The sequence below is a fragment of the Flavobacterium sp. GW823-FHT06G12 genome (genome assembly GCF_058794775.1).
Genome location: NZ_JBXAHE010000003.1, coordinates 92,435 through 112,041 on the forward strand (window position 1 = coordinate 92,435; position 19,607 = coordinate 112,041).

The following is a 19,607-nucleotide window of genomic DNA, read 5'->3' on the forward strand; positions in this document are numbered from 1 at the left end:
ATATAATGTTAGATAAAAAAAGAAACGTAATTTCTATTAGCTTGCAAAAATTTGTTCTTCAAATGCCTTTTGTATAATTTTACATGCTATGTATGAAATATTCCAAAAGTATCTAGAAGAAAAAACGGAACTGACACAATCAGAATCAGAACGTATTCAATCATTTGCTATTATTAAAAAACTACGTAAAAGACAATATCTGCTTCAAGAAGGAGATGTCTGGAAATATGATGCTTTTATTACGCAAGGCTGTGTTAGAACTTATACAGTTGATGAAAAAGGAAGCGAACACGTAAACAGCTTCAGTATTGAAAATTGGTGGACAGGAGATCGTGAAAGTTTAATGATGCAACAGCCATCTCGTTTTAATATTGATGCTATTGAAGATACAGAACTTGTGCTTTTTACCCACGAAAATTTTGAATTGCTTTGTAGAGAAATTCCAGCTTTTAATAATATGGTAAATAACATTCTGCAAAGAAGTTTTATAGCTGCTCAAAACAGAATTCAGGCGTCATTGACTTTAACAGCCGAAGAAAAGTATCTAAACTTTGTAAACAAATATCCAGGTTTTGCTTCTAGAATTCCGCAAACCATGATTGCCTCATATCTTGGCATGACACCAGAAACACTAAGCCGTATTCGGAAACAAACGGCAAAGAAATAATATATAAGGAGCTTTTAAAGCTCCTTTTTTTGTGCCTTCTTCAAACTCTTGATCTATATCAAGTTTTTACTTATTTCTAATCAATGTGCAGGTTTTGCATTCGTCGCAACTTTGTAATGTTCAAAAGAAACAAACATTATAAACATTTAAATAATAGAAATCATGTCAAAAACAATTTTCATTACAGGAACAAGTACAGGCTTCGGGAAATTAACAGCTGTAACATTAGCAAATGCAGGTCATTCGGTAATTGCAGGAATGCGCAATACGAATGATAAAAATGCCGCTGTTGCGAAAGAATTGCAAGAAATCGAAAACATTGAAGTAGTAGATATCGATGTTACAGATGATGCATCAGTTAGTAAAGCAATCGAAAAAGTATTAGTTAAATACGGAAAAATTGATGTTCTAATTAATAATGCAGCAGTAAGCGGTTTTGGTTTACTTGAAGGATATTCAATTGATCAAGTTCGTAAAATGTTTGACGTAAACGTTTACAGCGTACTTCGTATGTATCAAGCAGTGCTTCCTTCTATGAGAAAAGAAAAAAATGGGCTTGTAATTAACATTACAACTGGGGCAAGCGGACATACACTTCCCTTTATGGTTCCGTACATCGCATCAAAATTAGTTGTAGAAAGCTTTACGGAAGGTTTACAAGATGAACTTGCAGATTACGGAATTGAAAACGTAAGTATTCAGCCAGGCGTTTATCCTACAGAAATGAATAACGGTTCTAAAGCTGGAATTCATGCCGATAAAGAAGCAATTATTGAAGAATATGGAGAGGCTGCAACCGAAAAATTCAATGCTTTAGGAACAGCATTATTTGGTAAAATGGCCCAGTTTGATATGAATCCACAAACTATTGCAGATGGTATTTTAGAATTGGTAAGCATGAAAAAAGGAGAGAGACCACTTCGTTTCCCATTAGATGCCATTGCACAAGGAACCGATAAAGAATTTATTGAAGCTCGTGCCAACATTAAAGCAAAATGGGTAGCAGCTTACACGAATTAATTTTTCAAAACACTAAATAATTAAAAACATAGAAATAATCATGAAAACAACTCATAATAAATCAAATAAAAAAATACAAACTTCGGCAGCCGCAATGCTTAATTTATTAATACTCTTTTCTGCTTCAGAGAAAACTGTAGCGCAAACTAGCGCAGAAATAGTCGGAATCGATCATGTCGGAATCAATGTTCCAGATCTTAATAAAGCCGTTACATTTTTTAGTGATGTACTTGGATTTGCACCTGTGACACAATTAGGACCAATTCCGCTTGATGCTGATTGGAAAAAACTAAATAACATTAATCCAAATACAGGAGCCGTTACCATAAAAATGATCAATGCAGGAAACGGTTCAAGTATTGAAATATTTGAGTACGCAGACAACAAAGGAAGTAAAATACACCCAAATACAGATGATATTGGAGCATCTCACATCGCTTTTTATGTAAATGATATTAAAGCATCAGTTCAATATTTAAAAAGTAAAGGTGTAAAAATTTTAGGAGAACCTTTTACAATGCCTTCTGGCGATACAGCTGGAGAAACTTGGGTGTATTTTGAAACACCTTGGGGCTCTAAAATGGAGTTGGTTTCGTATCCAAACGGAAAAGGATATGAAAAAGCGAATCCAAAAACAGTATTATGGTCCCCAAAAAACGCAACAGAAAAAAAAGTTTCTGAAGCAGATTTTGATGCTAAAAAGAATACATCAATAGTAGAAAATCATCTAAAAATCTGGAATGAAAAAGATGAGGTAAAACGTAAAGCTTTATTAAATCAAGTGTATGCTTCGAATGTCGAAATGGTGGATCGTCATTTTATTGCCGAAGGAATTGAGGATATCAGCAAGTTTATTGTAGAACTTCAAACTAAAAATCCTGATTTTAAATTCACTGTAAAATCTCTTGAAACCAATCATAATATTGCCCGATTGTATTGGCAATTTGGTTCGAAAGCAAAACCAGCTGTAGTAAGCGGAATGGATTTGTTTGTGATTGAAAATGGAAAAGTGCAGAAACTTTATGTTTTTGTAGATCAAAAAGAATAACTTTTGATTCATTTTAAAAGTTTTAAAAAGCCAGACCAATAAGGTTCTGGCTTTTTAAGTTTATATTAAATGGTTTTTAAAACTCCACCATCAGCTCTTAGAGAAGCACCATTTGTTGCTAGAGAAAGAGGACTTGCAAGATAAGTGGCAAGCGATGCAATTTCAGATGGATTTATGAAACGCTGCAATAAAGAATGCGGATTGGTTTGCTGCATAATGCTATTTTTCATTTGTTCTACCTCGATATTCTGCAAGGAGGCTATGTGTTCTATGACAGCCGCAACTCCATCAGAATAAGTTGGTCCGCCTAGAATGGTATTTACGGTTACTTCTGTTCCAATGGTTAGTTTAGATAAGCCATTGCTCACAGCACTCATTGCTGCTTTAGTCATTCCGTAATGAATCATATTTCCGGGAATATTGACCCCTGATTCACTACTTATAAAAATGATTCTTCCTGATTTTTTCTCCAGCATTTGCGGTAAAAGTTTCTTGGAAAGACGAACAGCACTCATCACATTAACTTCAAATATTTTATACCAATCTTCATCTTCAATTTCTTCGAAGTTTTTTAGATCAAATAGGCCAACATTATTAATTAGAATATCGATGTTATTTAATTGACCAAGTAGTGCTTGTATTTCCTCTTTTTTGCTAAAATCTGTTGCAATTCCCGACACTTTACAGTTAGGAAATTCAGTTTTCAATTTTTCGACCGCCAGATTTGTTTTTTCTTTATCTCTTCCGTTGATAATTACTTCTGCTTTTTCATTTAGTAATTGTTGTGCAATTGCAAAACCAATTCCTTGAGTTGATCCGCTGATGAAAGCTTTTTTACTTTCTAATTTTAAATCCATTTTTTTATTATTTATTTTTGTAAGGATTGATACATAAATAGTCAAAAAAATTAGCTGATGACAGCTAATTGCATTTCGATCTGATCTTTTAATATTTTCTTGTCAGGATACATTCTGCGGAGTGTATTAAGTCCGCACCAAAACGTGATGAGGTATTTTCCTAGAATCTCAGAAGAAGTTTTAGATTGTATGTTTCCTTTTATTTGTTCGGTTTTTATGGTTGCTGTAAACATCTGTTCGACTTCTTTTAAAATCTGCGCAGCATTTGCTTCAAGATCTTCATCTATATAAGTCATTTCGACAACTGTATTAGCGATAATACATCCTTTCAAATGTTCATTTGTGTCGGCTTCTGCGATACTTCTAAAAAACTCTTTAATTAATTCCAAAGGCGAATCACTTTTAGCAAGTTCATTTTTAAAGGCATTAAAAGCTAGTCTGCGTTCTTCAATAGCTTTTTTAAAAACTTCTTTTTTTCCGCCTTTAAAAGTATTGTAAAAACTTCCGGCTCCAGCTCCAGTTGCTTTTTGTAAATCGCTTAAAGAGGTTGCACTGTAGCCTTTCTGCCAAAAAACTTCCTGAGCCTTTTTTATAATATTAGAATCTTGATAGATTGTGGGTCTTCCTCTCATTTGATTTTATTTTGTAATGATCGATACAAAATTATATGAAAATAATTATTCTGCCAATTTAAAAAAAAAAAAAAATGTTATGCTTTACGAAGATTTTTCTCAGATGTTCGTGTGCTGGGTATTCTATTTTTTCGATTGGAAAAATTCATAGCAAGTAATTTAACACCAAATAGTTTCGTCTAATTGAACTATAAAATTAGACGAAACTATTCGGTGTCTGTTATATAATTACGTTTGCTAATTGTTTAATTAAGAGGTTATAAGCGATAGGAGTTGTTTACCTAATTCGCTTAAATTTAAGAGTATCTGTTTTGGTTGTAATAATTAAATCGGCTTTATGCAACCTATGTTTTCCTTTTAAATATTCTTCAGTGTTATTGTCGCCTGATTTTAAAATTAAAGAATCTTTTGTAAACGAATATTCTCCATTTACAATGCTTTTTGCCTGATCTGTTTTGTTAATTTGAAAATTATTCATGTTTTCAAAATGTAACCTTTCCTTGGTTTGAAGATTTTCCCAAGTTCCATAAAATTCGTCTTCTTTCATATATTTATTTTTCAAAATACTGAACATGATAAAAAAACCGATGAATACGGCAGGAATATAAACAAACTTGATTACGCTAATCTTATTAAGCCAGTTAGGTCTATCACTGTTTTGGTACAATGGAGGTTCTTCTAAGAAATATTTAAGGAAGACTTTATAATCAGAGAAAAATACAAACAACGCCATTAGCGTCAATATTATCGCAATTTCTTTTGCATTAATATCATATGCAAAATCTGTTAGAAGAATATTGACCATAAACGTAAGGAAAAGTATAATTCCTATTCTAGTTGTTTTTCTAAAAAAGAGTAGAAGTGAACTTATAATTTGTGTAACAGCAATAACAATTGGATACCAATAACAGTAACCATAATAATACCAAGTAAGACGGAAACCATCTAGAGAGCCAATAGGCATATCATATACGCTTGGCTGTGATACAAATTGAGTTTTTAATATTTTGCCGTAAGCATACATGATTATAATTGTAGCTAAAAAGTATCTACAAAATGTGTGTAAAAAAAGATGGATTTTTTGCCAGTTCATATTTGGTTTTTTTTGGTTTTACGTAGTTTCGAACTTTGTAAAAGTATATTATCCCAAAATGGTAGAATTGTACAAATGGAAACAGTTTAGACAAATAGCCAAATATTATCTTTTTTTGTATCTATATTTTTAAAAAATATTTGTGGATTGCTGTTTGTCAGTTCTTTAAAATTTCGAATAAAATGAGATTGATCATAAAAATCGTACTGAGATAATTCAGAAAAATTCTTGCTTACTTTCTGTTTTAGAATTGAGTTTCTAAAGCGATGTATTTTTCGATACTCCGAAGGCGATTTGCCAATATGTCTGGTAAATATTTTATTCAAATACTGTCTGCTAATTTGATGCTTTAGAGCAATTTCTTCAATCTTTTCGTCAGTTTCAATATCGGCAAGTATTTTTTCAATAAAAGAAAAATCTTTGACTTGTAATTTAGAAAGCAGATAATCTTCAAGCTCCTGACTTTGTTTGTCTTTAGTTAAGCTAAAAATTTCAATCATTTTATCATTAAAATCAGGCATAAAAGTAAAATCTAAAATAGTACTTTCTGAAAAAATAGTTTTTGAATCTGATAAAAACTGACTTATTCCTAATGGTTTAAAATAGATTGTAACTTCATTTATAAGCTCTTTGTAATGAATTTTAATAGGTTTGGTATATCTAGAAACCACACAAGTCATGATGTTTTTATCTGGCGATGACTTTATAGTGACTTCGTTATTTTGTATTTCGACATTAATATCTTCATTGGTCGTTAAAATGCAGAAATTATTTGGGAAGGTCAGATATTGTATAGAGCCCGAAGTTTTATCTTTTGAGATGAAGTAATATCCCTCGATATATTTTTTTAAAATTTCATTTTTAGGCTGATAAAAATCCAGATTCATGTTCTCTTTGGGGAAATGGTATTTATGAAACTAAAATAGCAAATTAAAAGTTTGCACAAGTGTTACCTGCTCATTTTTTAAATATAAATTTTAATTGGATATAACTGTTTTAAATTCCAATTTATAAAGGGATAATTGGTTATTTGAAACGATTGTTTTCATTTTGTAATATAAGAATATGTACCATTCTGTTTTTTAGATATCAATGGTTTTATAATTAGGTTTTTTCGTATATTTATAATGTAATAAATAAAGAATAGACCCATGCACAGACACTACTTTCTTTTATTTGTTTTGTTGACTTTGTCGTCAGTCAATGGAATTTCACAAATTAATTACAATCTTCAAAAATCCCTTCAAACAGCAAAGAAAAATAATCCCGTTCTCAAAGGGCAATATTATGACGTAGATATTGCTGAAAGCGATATTGTGACGGCAAAGTTAAGACCAAATCTAATTTTCGGATTTAATTACATTGGTGTTGCTGCAGAAAAAAACTATGCGCCTAATACTGGTTTTTTTAATAGCGCTAATACGCAAACCAATTTGCAATTAGGAAAAGTTTTTCAGCTTGCTGGAACACGTAAGAATAAAATTGATTTTGCAAGCCAGAATTCGGTTTTGACTCAAAAAAACTACAATGAAATAGAACGTAACTTATTTCAGGATGTAGGCCTAAAATGGGTTGATGTTTGGGCAGCACAAAAACAATTGGAAATTGTTAAAAAAGCTAGCGGCAACCTTGATAGTTTGGTAATTATAAATAAAGTCCGTTTAAAAAATCAAGTCATTACAGAGACCGATTTAAACCGTACTACTCTGTTGGCCAATCAATATGTATTAGAAATAAAAAAAGCTGAACAGAATTTAAAAAACGAATTGCTAAGCCTTAAATATTTACTAGGCACTAAAGAAGAAATAAATATTGATTCTAATGATGATTTTGTATTTGTTCTGCCTTCAAATTTAGATGATTTTTTGCAGGAAGCTTTAGATAAACGAACAGATGTTTTGGCTTCTAAATCAATCTTAGATGTTGCCAATACTAACATCAATCTTCAAAAGTCATTGGCTTATCCGCAGCCTGAGTTGGGACTAATTTACAATCCGCAAAACATGATTCCTTATGTAGGCTTATACGGTACAATTGAACTTCCTTTTTTTTCAAGAAATCAGGGAGAAATAAAAAAATCAAGTTATCTAAAACAACAGGCCGAACAAAATCTGGAAGCTACGCAGGTTTTAATTCGAACAGAAATAACAAATGCATACAATGCTTATCAGACTCAAAAAAGTAATCTTGAAAATTTTGGCGGACTGCTGACAAGATCGGAAAACATTTTAAAGAGTGTAAAATATTCTTATTTGCGAGGAGGCACAACCATTATTGATTTTCTGGAAGCGCAGCGCAGTTGGCTTGACATACAACAGCAGTATTATGATTCTATGCAAGAATATAGAAGAAGTTATATCACATTGCTCTACGCTTCAGGATTAATTAATCAAATAGCACAATAATGATTTGAGAGAACTGTCGAGATTCATTAAAAAAAACAAACTATCTACATATGAAACATTTAATAAAGTATAGCGGCATTATAGTTTTATTTCTTTACGCCTGCAGCGGAAAAGAAAAGAAACAAGATCAGGTAGTAAACAACTTGCCACAGGTTACAAACAACGGAAAAACCATTGTATTTCCTACAGACAGCAGTGCTGTTTTTTTCGAAACAGAATCTATAGGAAATTCGGTTCTTAACAATCAAATTATGGCTCCTGCAAAAGTTTCTGCAACGGTCATGAAATCTCAAGAAGGAGCATCACAAAATATCATTTTATTTGAAAATCCTGATTTGGCAGCTAGTTATACTCAGCTTATTCAACACATTGCCAATATCAATCAAATTCAGAACAAAAACATAAAACAAAAACAAATAGAAGTAGACCGTGCTAAGGACTTGCTGGCTCATGGTGCAGCAACGGGTAAAGATTTGTTGGAAGCGCAAACAGCATTATCTGTAGAACAGACCAATTTGGCCAATGAAAGAGCGGCTTTGATTGAGTACGAGACGAACTTGAAAGCTGGAGGATTTGAACCCGAAGCGCTCAAAAGAGCAAAAGCAGGAACATCATTTATTATTTGTGATATTCCGGAGAATCAGATAAGCAGAATAAAAAGTGGTGATAACTGTACCGTTCAATTTACCGCTTTTCCTAATGAAAAATTTTCTGGAAAAATTGATGACATTGCCGACATGATTGATCAATCTACCAGAATGGTCAAACTCCGAATCAGCTTAAATAATGCAAGCGGTAAATTTAAGGCTGGTATGTTTGCTACAGTTTCTTTTGGCATAAGCGAAGGAGATAACATAAGTATTGATAAAAACTCGTTGGTTACCGTTCAGGCAAAAAATTATGTTTTTGTAAAAAAGAACAGTAAAGAATTTGAGCGTACCGAAGTAACAATCGGAAATCAGATAGGAGACAGAGTTGTCGTTTATAATGGTTTGATGAGTGGCGATGCTATAGCTGTTAAAGGTGTTATGCAGTTAAAAGGCCTCAGTTTTGGGTATTGAAAACAAAGATTATGTCTGCAAAATAGCTAATACTTAAATGAAAAAACAATGACACAAGCACAAGTATATATAGATAAAGATGAACTAAAAGGAACACAGCCTTTGTATGAGTACATTTTAAGATTTTTAATTGAGCACAAAATTAAGGGAGCAACTATATTTCATGGTAAAATAGGATATGGAGCCAGTAGGTATCTTAACAGGCCTCATGATTTGTTCAGTTTTGATAAAATACCTTTGCTGATCAATTTTATAGATGAAGATGAAAAGGTAAAATCTGTTTTAACGGCTTTACGAAAAGTCTACAAAGGAGGTTTTATAGTTACGAATCAAGTAGAAAAATGGTAAACAGATGATTAAAAATTTACTCATATTCAGCCTTCGTAACCGCTGGGTTATAATTGCAATTAGTGTTGTTTTAATGGCAATAGGTTTTTGGTGTTTTACAAAATTAAAAATAGAAGCATATCCAGATATTGCAGATACGAATGTAATTATAGTAGCACAATATGACGGAAGAGCAGCTGAAGAAGTAGAACAGCAAGTTACTATTCCTATTGAAAGAGCTTTGCAGAATACACCAAATGTTTTAGATCGAAGAAGCAGAACTATTTTTGGTTTGTCGGTAGTGCAGCTTACTTTTAAAGATGGCACTGATGATTATTTTGCACGACAACAGGTAACAGAACGACTTGCAGAAGCTGAATTGCCAGATGGTGTTGCGCCTTCACTAGCGCCGCTTTCTACTGCTGTTGGGGAGATTTTTAGATATGTTGTAGAAGCGCCTTCAAATTATAGCCAAGCAGAGCTTAGAGATCTTCAGGATTGGGTTATAAAACCTGCTTTGCTGCAAGTTCCTGGAATTGCTGATGTAACTACTTTTGGTGGTCCATTAAAGCAGTTTCATATTATTACTTCGCCAGAAAAACTGAGAAAATACAATCTTACGCTTAAAAACGTAATGGACGCAGTAGATGCAAACAATTTAAACACCGGTGGAAATATTATTGAAAGAGGCGGGCAAGGTTTTGCAGTGCGTGGTTTGGGAGCAATTAAAACGGAAAGAGATATTCAAAATATTGTTCTTAAATCTGAAAACGGAGTTCCTGTTTTTGTTCGTGATGTAGCAACTGTAGAAATTACGCCACCACCGCCAAGTGGTGTAATGGGATATACCGTTACCCAAGACAAAAAAGATGTAAGCAGCGGCGTTGAAGGTATTATTCTTTTAAGACGATATGAAAACCCAAGTGAGGTTTTAATATTGCTAAAAGAAAGAATGGCTGAGTTACAGGAAAATGATTTGCCTCAAGGTGTAAAATTGCGCCCTATGTATGACAGAACATTCTTGATCGATCATTCGCTAGAAACTGTTGCGCATACCTTGTTTGAAGGAATTTCTATTGTAATTATTCTATTGATTCTGTTTCTTGGAAGTGTTAGAAGTGCATTAGTTGTAGCTTTAACTATTCCGTTTTCATTATTGTTTGCTTTTATTTTAATGAGGCTTACCGGTATTCCTGCCAATTTACTTTCGCTGGGAGCAATAGATTTTGGAATTATTGTAGATGGAGCCTGTTTAATGGCCGAACATCTTATAAGGAAATACAGAACAGCCACACCAGAAGAAAAACAAGATGGGATTGTGCAAATCACATTACAAGCAGCTCAAGAAGTGGGAAGAGAAATTTTCTTCTCTGTAACCATTATCATCTTGGCTTATATGCCTATACTTTTAATGACTAGAGTAGAGGGCAAATTGTTTTCTCCAATGGCTTTAACTTTGGCTTTTGCTGTTATTGGTTCGATGTTGGGAGCACTTACCTTTATTCCAGTTCTAATTTCGTTTGTTTATAGAAAAGCAATGCTCGATATTGATAAACCTATAAAAGAACATAAAAATGTGGTGTTAGATTATTTGACTAGATCATACGAAAAAGCATTATCTGGTTTTTTAAATAATTATAAAAAAACTACAGTAATTGGTTTTTCGATAGTAGCAATATTTATTTTATGCGGCTTAAAACTAGGAACCGAATTTTTACCCACATTAGATGAAGGATCGATCTTTTTAAGGGGAAATTTTCCAGCTGGAATTTCGATACAGGAAAATGCCAAATATGCTCCTAAAATCAGAAAAATAATAGCGAAATATCCTCAAATATCTTACGTGATAACGCAAACAGGGCGTAATGATGATGGTACCGATCCGTTTCCTGCCAATAGGAATGAGATTTTAGTAGGATTAAAAGATTACAAACTCTGGAGCGATACCATTGCTAAGAAAGATTTGGTCGAAATAATTAAAAAAGATTTGCAGCAGCAAATTCCATCAGTGCAATTTTCTTCAGGACAGCCAATTATCGATCAGGTTATGGAAATTGTAAACGGAAGTGCAGCAGACCTTGCAGTTTCTGTTGTGGGCGATGATTTGGAAATGATGAGAAAAAAGGCAGAAACAATTGCACAAATTGCTAAAAATACGCAAGGTGCTGAGAATGTCAATATTGAACAAGAAGGAGAACAAGAGCAATTGGCAATTGATATTAATAGGGAACAAGCTGCGAGATTTGGAATTAATGTAGCAGATATTCAAAATATGATCGAGGTGGCAATTGGCGGAAAAACAGTTTCAACTTTATATGATGGAGCAAAACGTTATGACATTGTAGTTCGTTTTTTACCACAATACAGAAGTTCTATTGATGCGATAAAAGATATTTTAGTACCATCTTCAAATGGCGCTTTAATTCCAATGAATCAATTGGCAAACATACATTTTGTTGAAGGACAAACGAATATTTATCGTTATGGAAGCAAACGAATGATTACCGTTAGAACCAATATTAGAGGAAGAGATCAGGGAAGTTTTGTAAAAGAACTGCAAAGTAAAGTAGGTAAAAATGTAACCGTGCCAAAAGGATATAGTATTATTTATGGAGGACAATATGAAAATCTCGAAAGAGCAGGAAAACAACTAGCATTTACCATTCCGCTTACCATTATTATGGTTTTCTTGTTTCTATTTATGCTGTACAAAAACTTCCAGCATACCATGATTACCATGAGTTGTATTTTGTTTGCCTTAGGAGGCGGAATTGTAGCTTTACTTCTTAGAGGTTATTACTTTAATGTTTCTGCAGGTGTTGGTTTTGTGAGCATTTTTGGAATTTCGGTAATGTCGGGCGTACTTCTTGTATCGGCTCTTAATAGAAAAACAATGTTTAAGAATGATAATCTGCAAGAAAATGTATTGACAGCTTCAAAAGAACAATTAAGAGCTTTATTATCAATTTTGGTTGTGGCTATTGTGGGGCTAATTCCAGCAGCTACATCTTCTGGTATTGGTTCAGATGTACAGCGACCGCTTGCAACGGTAATTATAGGCGGGTTGAGTAGTACATTAATTTTTGCTCCAATATTAATTCCTCCTTTATATTTTTGGTTAAATGAGAGAAAAACGAAATAAAATCTAACATAAAAAAAAGTCCCAATATTTGATTGGGACTTTTTTATGGATCTAATTTTTTTTATTTTCCAATTGCACCTCGAATTTTCCCCAATAAGGATTTTCCGCCATTTGAGAATGTCCAATAATTAGGATATAATCACCAGTTTGTTTGGCCTCTATTTTGAGTTCTGTACCAAAAGGCCCGTCTGCTGTTTTGTCTGGATAGATAATCTGGTTAAAACGAATATTGGCATTAGTTTTCTCCGGTATAATTCTTCCGTTTAATTCACTCGAAAATTCATTTTTAAATTTGACATATATTCTAGAATGTATAGAATCTACCTTGCCATCTGCAATAAATACATTTTTTTCATTTTTATAATTCATAAAAATAGTATCGCCAATCTGTTTATTTTCTTGTTTTTGTGGCTCTTCAGTTGCAGTTTGCACTGTTTGAAGGGGAGTATTTTCGTTTCCTTTTTGCTTCTGGCAAGAATATGCCATAATGCATATCATAATTATTAAAAGACTTTTCATAACGGATTGATTTAGCGTTGACTCAAATTTAAGTGTAAAGTATCGATTGCTGTTACATAATTACATTTTGATTTTTAATGATCTGGCTTTTTCTAAAAATTACTTATTGATTTTATTTTGTTGCTCCTGTTAATTTGATTTAAAAGTAAAAGGAGCTGAAATATTTTATCTGCTATTTTGAACAGATTCAATCTAAAAAATAATTGATAAATCAACAACCGATTGTCTTTTTAATTTTTTTAGAATCTATTTTGTGCTGTTTTTTGATAAAATTGTAATTATTATCTGATTTATTGGTGTTTAGGTGTTTTTTTTTATTCTAAATAAGAGTTTTGATTATTTTTTTATCAACGTTTATTTTGTTTTTTATTCAATTATAAGGCAATTATCGTTTCTTTTTTTGCGAGATTCTACAGTGTTTTATTTGTTTATGTTTAAATAATTTAAGATTAAAATAAGTATAATGTTTTTTTAGTGGATATTTTTTGAATAATAAATAAAAAAATAATTACACAACCGATTGTTTTTTTGAAAAAAGATATATATTTGTTCAAAGACTTATTGCTTTTACCCAGAAATAAGTTTTGAAATGCTAACTAAACCATAAACCATATTTTAATTATTAAATCAATTTTTATGACTAACTTTTTTGTTGCAAGTCAATCAAAGCTTCTCAAATGCTTTGGTTTTTTGATCTTAATGTTTGTCTTTTCGATTCAGTCGAATGCACAGACAACAGTCACGGGAACAGTCTCAGATGCCAACGGGCCAATTCCTGGTGCTAATGTAAATGTAAAAGGAACAAAGACAGGTGTTAGTACCAGTTTTGATGGTACTTATTCTATCAGTGTTCCTTCTAATGGAGTGCTTATTTTCAGTTTTTTAGGTTTTACAAGCCGTGAAGTAGGGGTTAATGGACAGAAAACCATTAATGTAAAACTAGAAGAAGATTCTAATAATTTAAAAGAAGTAGTAGTTATTGGGTATGGAGCTCAGCGTAAAGAAGCGGTTACAGGATCGGTAGCTTCTATTAAAGGTAGTGAAATACGTGAGGTTCCTTCTGCAAATATTACTCAGTCTATGCAGGGACGTCTTCCGGGGGTTCAAATAACGCAGACTTCAACGAAGCCTGGTGCTGCCATGCAAATTCGTATTCGTGGAACGCGTTCCTTAACAGCAGGAAATGATCCTTTGGTAGTTCTTGATGGTATTCCGTTCTCTGGTACTTTAGCAGATATCAGCCCTGAGGATATCAAAAGTGTCGATATATTAAAAGATGCATCGGCGACAGCTATTTATGGATCGCGAGGCGCAAACGGAGTTATTCTGGTAACAAGTAATAGAGGAACAAAAGGACAAAGAACTTCGATTGCTTATAATACTTATACCGGATATAAAACTGCTGTAAAATATCCAATGATGCAAGGACCTAAATATGTTGAGTTCCGTAAGCTTGCGGGAAAAAACCTTGTAAACGGAATCGATGAAGCTGATGATGTAAATACAGATTGGCAAGATCTTTTTTATAGAACAGCAATCGTAACAAATCACGATATCGCAGTGACAGGAGGAACAGAAAATGGAAATTATAATGTTGGAGTTAATTATTATAAAGACCAAGCGGTTATTCCAGGATCTGAGTTTAATAGATATTCTATCCGTGCGGCTTTAGATCAAGAGATCGGTATTTTTAAAATTGGTTTTTCTTCTAATAATAATTACAGTATAACTGATGGTGCTAGTTTAGGAATGTACGGAGTTTTAAGTATGTCGCCTATTGCAAATCCTTATAACGAAGATGGTTCGTTAAAAAGAACAGTAAGAATGCCTCAAGATGAAAATTGGGTGTACACTAAAGAAAGTATGCGAAATCTGGGAGACAAATGGGCAGATACAAACAAAGCTTTCGGTTCTTACAATTCTATTTATGGGGAACTTAAAATACCAGCAATTGACGGATTAAAAGCTCGTGTGAATCTAGGTGGCAATTACAGAACAAGTAATTCGGGCTCTTACACTGGTATTGGTGTTTTTAATGCTAATCCAGATAATCCAAATGTGGCCTCAATTGGAAATACGCAATCTACAAGCTGGACAGTAGAAACGTTGCTTACTTATGATCGTACATTTGCTGAAAAGCATAAAATAAACGCGTTGGCAATGTATTCTTCTGCGCAAGATACTTACAACAGCTCATTAATTTCAAGAAGAAATATTGCCGGAGACAGTTTTCAGTATTTTAATTTAGGTCAGACTTCTACAGGTGATAATGATGACATTACTATAAACAATGGTAATCAGACTTATACTCAAAGTGGTTTGATTTCTTATATGGCTCGTGCTATGTATTCTTATGCAGATCGCTATATGATAAGCGCTACAGTGCGTTCAGATGCTTCTTCGCGTCTAGCGCCTTCTAATCAATGGCATACATATCCAGCATTCTCAGCAGGATGGAATATTAGCAAAGAGTCTTTTATGAAGAATGTAAAATGGATCGACGCATTAAAACTTAGAGGAGGATACGGGCAGACGTCTAATCAATCAGTGGCGCCTTATGCTACGTTGGGGTATTTAAGCACAAGACCTTATAATTTTGGATCTAATAATGCAACAGGATATTACGTTTCGACGCTTCCAAATCCGAATTTAGGATGGGAATATTCTATAACATCTAATTTTGGTTTGGATTTCTCTCTTTTTAATAACAGATTATCGGGAACGGCTGAATATTATACGACAGATACGAAAGATCTTTTGTTAAGTGTTAATCTTCCAGTTACTTCTGGGGTTAGTTCTTATGTTGGAAATGTTGGATCAACTCAAAACAAAGGTTGGGAGCTTAGTCTTAATGGGGTAATTCTAGATAATTATAATGGATGGACTTGGGACGCAGGTGTTAATATTTACAGCAACAAAAACAAACTGGTATCTCTGGCTTCAGGAATGACTGAAGATCAAAATAACTGGTGGTTTGTTGGAAAGCCTCTTAATGTGATTTACGATTATAAAAAAATAGGAATATGGCAGACTGATGCGGAAGCAAAACAATACGAAGGCCCGGCAGGTCAAGCGGGTATGATTAGAGTGGCGTATACAGGAGATTATAATCCAGATGGGACACCAAAAAGGTTAATTGGGGCAGATGACAGACAAGTTCTAAATGCAGATCCTGATTTTCAAGGTGGTTTTAATACTAGAGTAGCTTATAAAAATTTTGATATTAGTGTTGTAGGTCTTTTTCAAAGCGGAGGTATCTTAAATAGTACACTTTACGGTTCTAATGGATATTTAAATATTAATGATGGGCGACGCGGACAAATAGATGTAGATTACTGGACACCAGAAAATACAGGAGCACAATTTCCAATGCCAGGTGGTCCTACAGAAAGTAATAATCCGAAATATGGTTCTACTTTAGGTTATTTTGATGGTTCATTTGTTAAGTTAAAAACGATTACTCTTGGATACAGTTTAAACAAGCAATGGATTAAAAGTGCAGGAATGGAAAAACTAAAACTTTACTGTACTATTCAGAATCCGTGGGTAATTTATTCTCCTTATCATAAATTATCTGGACTAGATCCTGAAACGAACTCTTATGCAAATGACGCTTCAAATATGGCAGTTGCCTATTCAGGAAACTTAAGTCGTTTATTAACTGTAGGATATAATACGCCACAGTCGCGCAATCTGATTTTAGGACTTAATATAATTTTTTAAAAAGACAGTAATGAGACATATTAAAGTAAAAAAATATATTGTAACGGCACTTGCTTCAGTTTTTCTAGTAGGGTGTTCAGATAATATTTTGGACGAGAAGCCTAGAGCTATTTTTACTCCAGACTATTTTTCTACTCCAGAAGGGGTAATGGGAGGAATAACATCAATGTACGGCCATTTGAGATATATGTATGGAAGTGGTTATTTTTTAAATACTGGACAAATTGCAACTGATGAGTCAACTTGGGGGCAAAACTCAGATGGAAACGTTAAGAATCTAGACTTCTCAGGAGTTGGTGTAATTAATGCTCAAACTAGTAATACAGGTATTGTGTGGGGAGCTACTTTTCCAAATATTAATACAGCTAGTGGTGTAATTGAGAATGCATCTAAAATTGGAACGATTTCTCCAGCGCTAATCGCAGAAGCAAGATTTTTTAGAGCTTTTGATTATTTTTTGTTGGTACAGACTTTTGGCGGTGTGCCATTGGATTTAGGAGCTGGAGAATTAAAATTTAACTCTTCAACTGTAAGAACTTCTGTGCGTAATACAGTTCCTGAAGTTTACAGTAAAGCAATATTCCCAGATTTAAAACAAGCAGTTGAAGATTTGCCAGTTGCAGGACGTGTAACGGGAGGACTTACTAAAACTGCAGCACGTTTTTATCTTGCTAAAGCGTATTTGACCTTTGCATGGTGGCTTGAAAATCCTAATAATATTCCAACTTATCCCGCAAGCGATCGTAAAGATTTGGACGGACATGATGCGGCTTGGTATTATCAGCAGGCTTACGATGTTGCGGTAGAAGCAATTAATAACCCAGGTCCTTTTGCATTGCTCCCTTCTTTTTATGAAGTTAGCGTAGGTAAAAACGATCGAAATAAAGAGATGCTTTTGTATGCTGATCACACAGAAACTAGCTCTCTTTATAATGGTGGCGATATAGGTTATAGCGGTGGTGGTTTTAGTACTGATTATTTTGCTGGATGGTTTGGGCAATTTAATTACACTGGAGTTAGAAGTTCTTCAAGCAGCACTGGTTGGGCAGCGGTAAGTTCTGTGCAGCGTGAAGCAGAACAGCATTTAGGAAGACCTTGGACTATGTTGGCACCTCCTATTGAAGTGTTTAAAAAGACATTTGCCGATAAAACTAATGATTCTCGTTACGATGGTACTTTTACCACAGTTTATCGCGGAAACTGGGCAAAGGCAGGAATTACTGCTCCAGTATTATATAATGCAAATTATCTTCCTATAGCAAATGGTGAGCCAGTTCTGACTTTCTTAAATGAGGATACATCAGGAATTGATTATTCTAACTCAGTATTTAACAGTTCAATTGGAGCGGGAGTATTGCCAGGAAGAGCCGATTTTGTAATTGAACCAAGTGTAATCTCTAGGATATGTTATCCAGGAAACTGGAAATTAGGACCTTATCGTACAGATAATGGAGCAGGTTTAGGATCTCCTAATGGAAGTAGTACGCGTCCGTTTCCAATAGCTAAATTCTCAGAACTGTACTTTGTTGCTGCCGAAGCTGCGGTTAAAGGAGCTTCTGTACAGGGAGGAAAAACAGCAAGAGATTTAATTAATGTTATTCGTGCTCGTGCCGGAAAATGGACTTTTGACAACAACGGAAACAAAGTAAAAACGCAAGATAATAGTGCGGCAATGACTGCAGCAACTCCAATGGTTATTGATATTGATTATATTTTGGCAGAACGTTCAAGAGAATATTTTGGAGAAGGCTACAGATGGTATGATTTAGTGCGTACTCAAAAATGGACAGAATACGGAAATTCATTTTCAATCGCAGGAGCTACTAATCCAAACGATTGGAAAGATCACACTGTTAAGGTGTTTACAAGAACAATTTCTCCACAGAATTACCTTCGTCCAATACCAACAAGCCAACTTGATGGTATGCAAATGTCAGCCGAAGAAAAAGCAGCTTATCAGAATCCTGGCTATTAGCCATTTCACAATAAGGTTAGTTTAAGTTAGTTGAAAAATAGGAGCAAAAGATAAACTTTTGCTCCTATTTAGTTTTTAGAGAACTCTAAGATAGAATTAAACTAATTTCCGATCTCAGCTAAACAGCTATGAATGCTGTTGAGGTAAAATTGTTTTGAAAAAACGCTTGAAAATCAGCTAAAATTTAAATTATATTGGTCTTTTATAAACTGTTACATCATCAACCCACATCATTGCAGTTGAAAATAAATTGATTTTATTTGGGTCAATAAAATTGGAGTCTTTAGATCCAACATTCATATTTAATATAATAGAGTGTGGTCCAAAATTATTGAGATTAAGATTATTGGCACTACCATTAGTATAAGCTGCTACGGTCACATTGTCGACTTTTATGGTTACTGTTACAACATTGTCTTTCATTTTCCAAAAAGATTCATATAAATGCCATCCGCCATTTCCATTGATATCAAAATTGGCAGGATAGTTTCTTTCTGCAGAGTTTCCTATAAGATTTGTTCCAGAAGAGGTTCCATAAAAAAGATTCGAAGTAAAACGACTTGCATTAGGAGCAAAAGAATAACCTTCCATAATATCTATTTCTCCTTTAGTTGGCCAGGCATTTCCCTGCACAGACCAAAAGGCTGGCCATGCACCATAAGTTTCAGTAAAAGACTTGTAAGTACTGCCATCCATAGCTATTAGCTTAATATTAGCAGAAAGCATATACTCTGTGTTGTTTTCTGGTTTGTATTGATAATTTGAGGTAATGAACCCAGATTGATATTTGTATGTGCTTAATTTTGTAGTCTTGATCTCTAAACATTGTCTTCCGTCTCTCCATTGTGTGGTTGGCACAGAGCTATAATAATCGCAATACCAAGAATTATAATCTGCACGTTGCTCTTTTGTCCATTGCGACAAATTAGAACCCACATCAAATGTTTCTTCAAATTGTTTGACCCAAGGTGCATCTGCTACTTTGCTTGTACTGTTTTTTGTAACTGTACTTGCATTTGTATTTTTTGACTGGTCTTGTGCCATCGGACTTGCATCATCTGCACATGATGTAAATCCTAAACTTAATGCACATGAAACTGTTAATGCAAACAAATTTAATTTTTTCATAATTTAATTT

Annotated in this window: 15 protein-coding genes; 9 read left to right on the top strand and 6 right to left on the bottom strand. The window is 33.8% G+C overall.

Annotated elements, in window-relative coordinates; all coding sequences use genetic code 11:
- The first annotated feature begins 88 nt into the window (after positions 1-88).
- The 3 genes from AC1Q5Z_RS13195 to AC1Q5Z_RS13205 all read left to right on the top strand — a co-directional run bounded on the left by AC1Q5Z_RS13195 (position 89) and on the right by AC1Q5Z_RS13205 (position 2,735).
- Entirely contained in the window at positions 89-667 is a 579-nt protein-coding gene (locus AC1Q5Z_RS13195; protein ID WP_198856215.1) for a Crp/Fnr family transcriptional regulator, read from the top strand.
- 162 nt (positions 668-829) lie between these two features.
- Positions 830-1,687, top strand: coding sequence for an SDR family oxidoreductase (locus AC1Q5Z_RS13200; protein WP_343584401.1), 858 nt, complete (start codon positions 830-832; stop codon positions 1,685-1,687).
- A 40-nt stretch (positions 1,688-1,727) separates the two neighbouring features.
- Positions 1,728-2,735, top strand: coding sequence for a VOC family protein (locus AC1Q5Z_RS13205; RefSeq protein WP_492445200.1), 1,008 nt, complete (start codon positions 1,728-1,730; stop codon positions 2,733-2,735).
- Between the two features lie 65 nt (positions 2,736-2,800).
- Here AC1Q5Z_RS13205 and AC1Q5Z_RS13210 read toward each other — a convergent pair whose 3' ends face one another.
- The 4 genes from AC1Q5Z_RS13210 to AC1Q5Z_RS13225 form a co-directional block, all read right to left on the bottom strand.
- Positions 2,801-3,592 (bottom strand): SDR family NAD(P)-dependent oxidoreductase, encoded by a 792-nt coding sequence (locus AC1Q5Z_RS13210; RefSeq protein WP_343584396.1) that lies wholly within the window; start codon positions 3,590-3,592, stop codon positions 2,801-2,803.
- A gap of 50 nt (positions 3,593-3,642) precedes the next feature.
- Positions 3,643-4,224, bottom strand: coding sequence for a TetR/AcrR family transcriptional regulator (locus AC1Q5Z_RS13215; protein WP_492445202.1), 582 nt, complete (start codon positions 4,222-4,224; stop codon positions 3,643-3,645).
- A 277-nt stretch (positions 4,225-4,501) separates the two neighbouring features.
- Positions 4,502-5,317, bottom strand: coding sequence for a hypothetical protein (locus AC1Q5Z_RS13220; protein WP_198856212.1), 816 nt, complete (start codon positions 5,315-5,317; stop codon positions 4,502-4,504).
- An 86-nt stretch (positions 5,318-5,403) separates the two neighbouring features.
- On the bottom strand, positions 5,404-6,204 hold the full coding sequence (locus tag AC1Q5Z_RS13225) for a helix-turn-helix domain-containing protein (protein WP_343584390.1): 801 nt from the start codon (positions 6,202-6,204) through the stop codon (positions 5,404-5,406).
- 264 nt (positions 6,205-6,468) lie between these two features.
- Here AC1Q5Z_RS13225 and AC1Q5Z_RS13230 point away from each other — a divergent pair, with 264 nt between their 5' ends.
- From AC1Q5Z_RS13230 to AC1Q5Z_RS13245, 4 genes are read left to right on the top strand one after another with little or no spacing between them, the layout of a single operon-like run.
- Positions 6,469-7,722 carry a TolC family protein gene (locus tag AC1Q5Z_RS13230; RefSeq protein ID WP_198856210.1) on the top strand — a complete coding sequence of 418 codons (1,254 nt, stop codon included), beginning with the start codon at positions 6,469-6,471 and terminating at the stop codon, positions 7,720-7,722.
- 50 nt (positions 7,723-7,772) lie between these two features.
- Complete coding sequence (locus AC1Q5Z_RS13235) at positions 7,773-8,783, top strand: efflux RND transporter periplasmic adaptor subunit (RefSeq protein ID WP_198856209.1); 1,011 nt, start codon at positions 7,773-7,775, stop codon at positions 8,781-8,783.
- A 48-nt stretch (positions 8,784-8,831) separates the two neighbouring features.
- Positions 8,832-9,131, top strand: a complete 300-nt coding sequence (locus AC1Q5Z_RS13240; RefSeq protein WP_198856208.1) for a DUF190 domain-containing protein — start codon at positions 8,832-8,834, stop codon at positions 9,129-9,131.
- 4 nt (positions 9,132-9,135) lie between these two features.
- Positions 9,136-12,252, top strand: coding sequence for an efflux RND transporter permease subunit (locus tag AC1Q5Z_RS13245; RefSeq protein WP_492445205.1), 3,117 nt, complete (start codon positions 9,136-9,138; stop codon positions 12,250-12,252).
- A 51-nt stretch (positions 12,253-12,303) separates the two neighbouring features.
- Here AC1Q5Z_RS13245 and AC1Q5Z_RS13250 read toward each other — a convergent pair whose 3' ends face one another.
- Positions 12,304-12,771 carry a hypothetical protein gene (locus AC1Q5Z_RS13250; protein WP_492445207.1) on the bottom strand — a complete coding sequence of 156 codons (468 nt, stop codon included), beginning with the start codon at positions 12,769-12,771 and terminating at the stop codon, positions 12,304-12,306.
- A 636-nt stretch (positions 12,772-13,407) separates the two neighbouring features.
- Between AC1Q5Z_RS13250 and AC1Q5Z_RS13255 the strand changes: the two genes are divergently transcribed.
- Positions 13,408-16,494 (top strand): SusC/RagA family TonB-linked outer membrane protein, encoded by a 3,087-nt coding sequence (locus tag AC1Q5Z_RS13255; RefSeq protein ID WP_198856205.1) that lies wholly within the window; start codon positions 13,408-13,410, stop codon positions 16,492-16,494.
- A gap of 10 nt (positions 16,495-16,504) precedes the next feature.
- A complete protein-coding gene (locus tag AC1Q5Z_RS13260; RefSeq protein WP_343584378.1) occupies positions 16,505-18,469 on the top strand; it encodes a RagB/SusD family nutrient uptake outer membrane protein in 1,965 nt (654 codons plus the stop codon).
- A 189-nt stretch (positions 18,470-18,658) separates the two neighbouring features.
- Here the strand turns inward: AC1Q5Z_RS13260 and AC1Q5Z_RS13265 are convergent, their stop codons facing one another.
- Positions 18,659-19,597 (bottom strand): LamG domain-containing protein, encoded by a 939-nt coding sequence (locus AC1Q5Z_RS13265; protein WP_492445210.1) that lies wholly within the window; start codon positions 19,595-19,597, stop codon positions 18,659-18,661.
- Positions 19,598-19,607: the final 10 nt, after the last annotated feature.

Coding starts and splice junctions, on each gene's coding strand:
- AC1Q5Z_RS13255 (WP_198856205.1), top strand. CDS start 13,408: ATGACTAACTTTTTTGTTGCAAGTCAATCAAAGCTTCTCAAATGCTTT.
- AC1Q5Z_RS13235 (WP_198856209.1), top strand. CDS start 7,773: ATGAAACATTTAATAAAGTATAGCGGCATTATAGTTTTATTTCTTTAC.
- AC1Q5Z_RS13220 (WP_198856212.1), bottom strand. CDS start 5,317: ATGAACTGGCAAAAAATCCATCTTTTTTTACACACATTTTGTAGATAC.
- AC1Q5Z_RS13205 (WP_492445200.1), top strand. CDS start 1,728: ATGAAAACAACTCATAATAAATCAAATAAAAAAATACAAACTTCGGCA.
- AC1Q5Z_RS13240 (WP_198856208.1), top strand. CDS start 8,832: ATGACACAAGCACAAGTATATATAGATAAAGATGAACTAAAAGGAACA.
- AC1Q5Z_RS13225 (WP_343584390.1), bottom strand. CDS start 6,204: ATGAATCTGGATTTTTATCAGCCTAAAAATGAAATTTTAAAAAAATAT.
- AC1Q5Z_RS13195 (WP_198856215.1), top strand. CDS start 89: ATGTATGAAATATTCCAAAAGTATCTAGAAGAAAAAACGGAACTGACA.
- AC1Q5Z_RS13200 (WP_343584401.1), top strand. CDS start 830: ATGTCAAAAACAATTTTCATTACAGGAACAAGTACAGGCTTCGGGAAA.
- AC1Q5Z_RS13260 (WP_343584378.1), top strand. CDS start 16,505: ATGAGACATATTAAAGTAAAAAAATATATTGTAACGGCACTTGCTTCA.
- AC1Q5Z_RS13230 (WP_198856210.1), top strand. CDS start 6,469: ATGCACAGACACTACTTTCTTTTATTTGTTTTGTTGACTTTGTCGTCA.
- AC1Q5Z_RS13245 (WP_492445205.1), top strand. CDS start 9,136: ATGATTAAAAATTTACTCATATTCAGCCTTCGTAACCGCTGGGTTATA.
- AC1Q5Z_RS13210 (WP_343584396.1), bottom strand. CDS start 3,592: ATGGATTTAAAATTAGAAAGTAAAAAAGCTTTCATCAGCGGATCAACT.
- AC1Q5Z_RS13250 (WP_492445207.1), bottom strand. CDS start 12,771: ATGAAAAGTCTTTTAATAATTATGATATGCATTATGGCATATTCTTGC.
- AC1Q5Z_RS13215 (WP_492445202.1), bottom strand. CDS start 4,224: ATGAGAGGAAGACCCACAATCTATCAAGATTCTAATATTATAAAAAAG.
- AC1Q5Z_RS13265 (WP_492445210.1), bottom strand. CDS start 19,597: ATGAAAAAATTAAATTTGTTTGCATTAACAGTTTCATGTGCATTAAGT.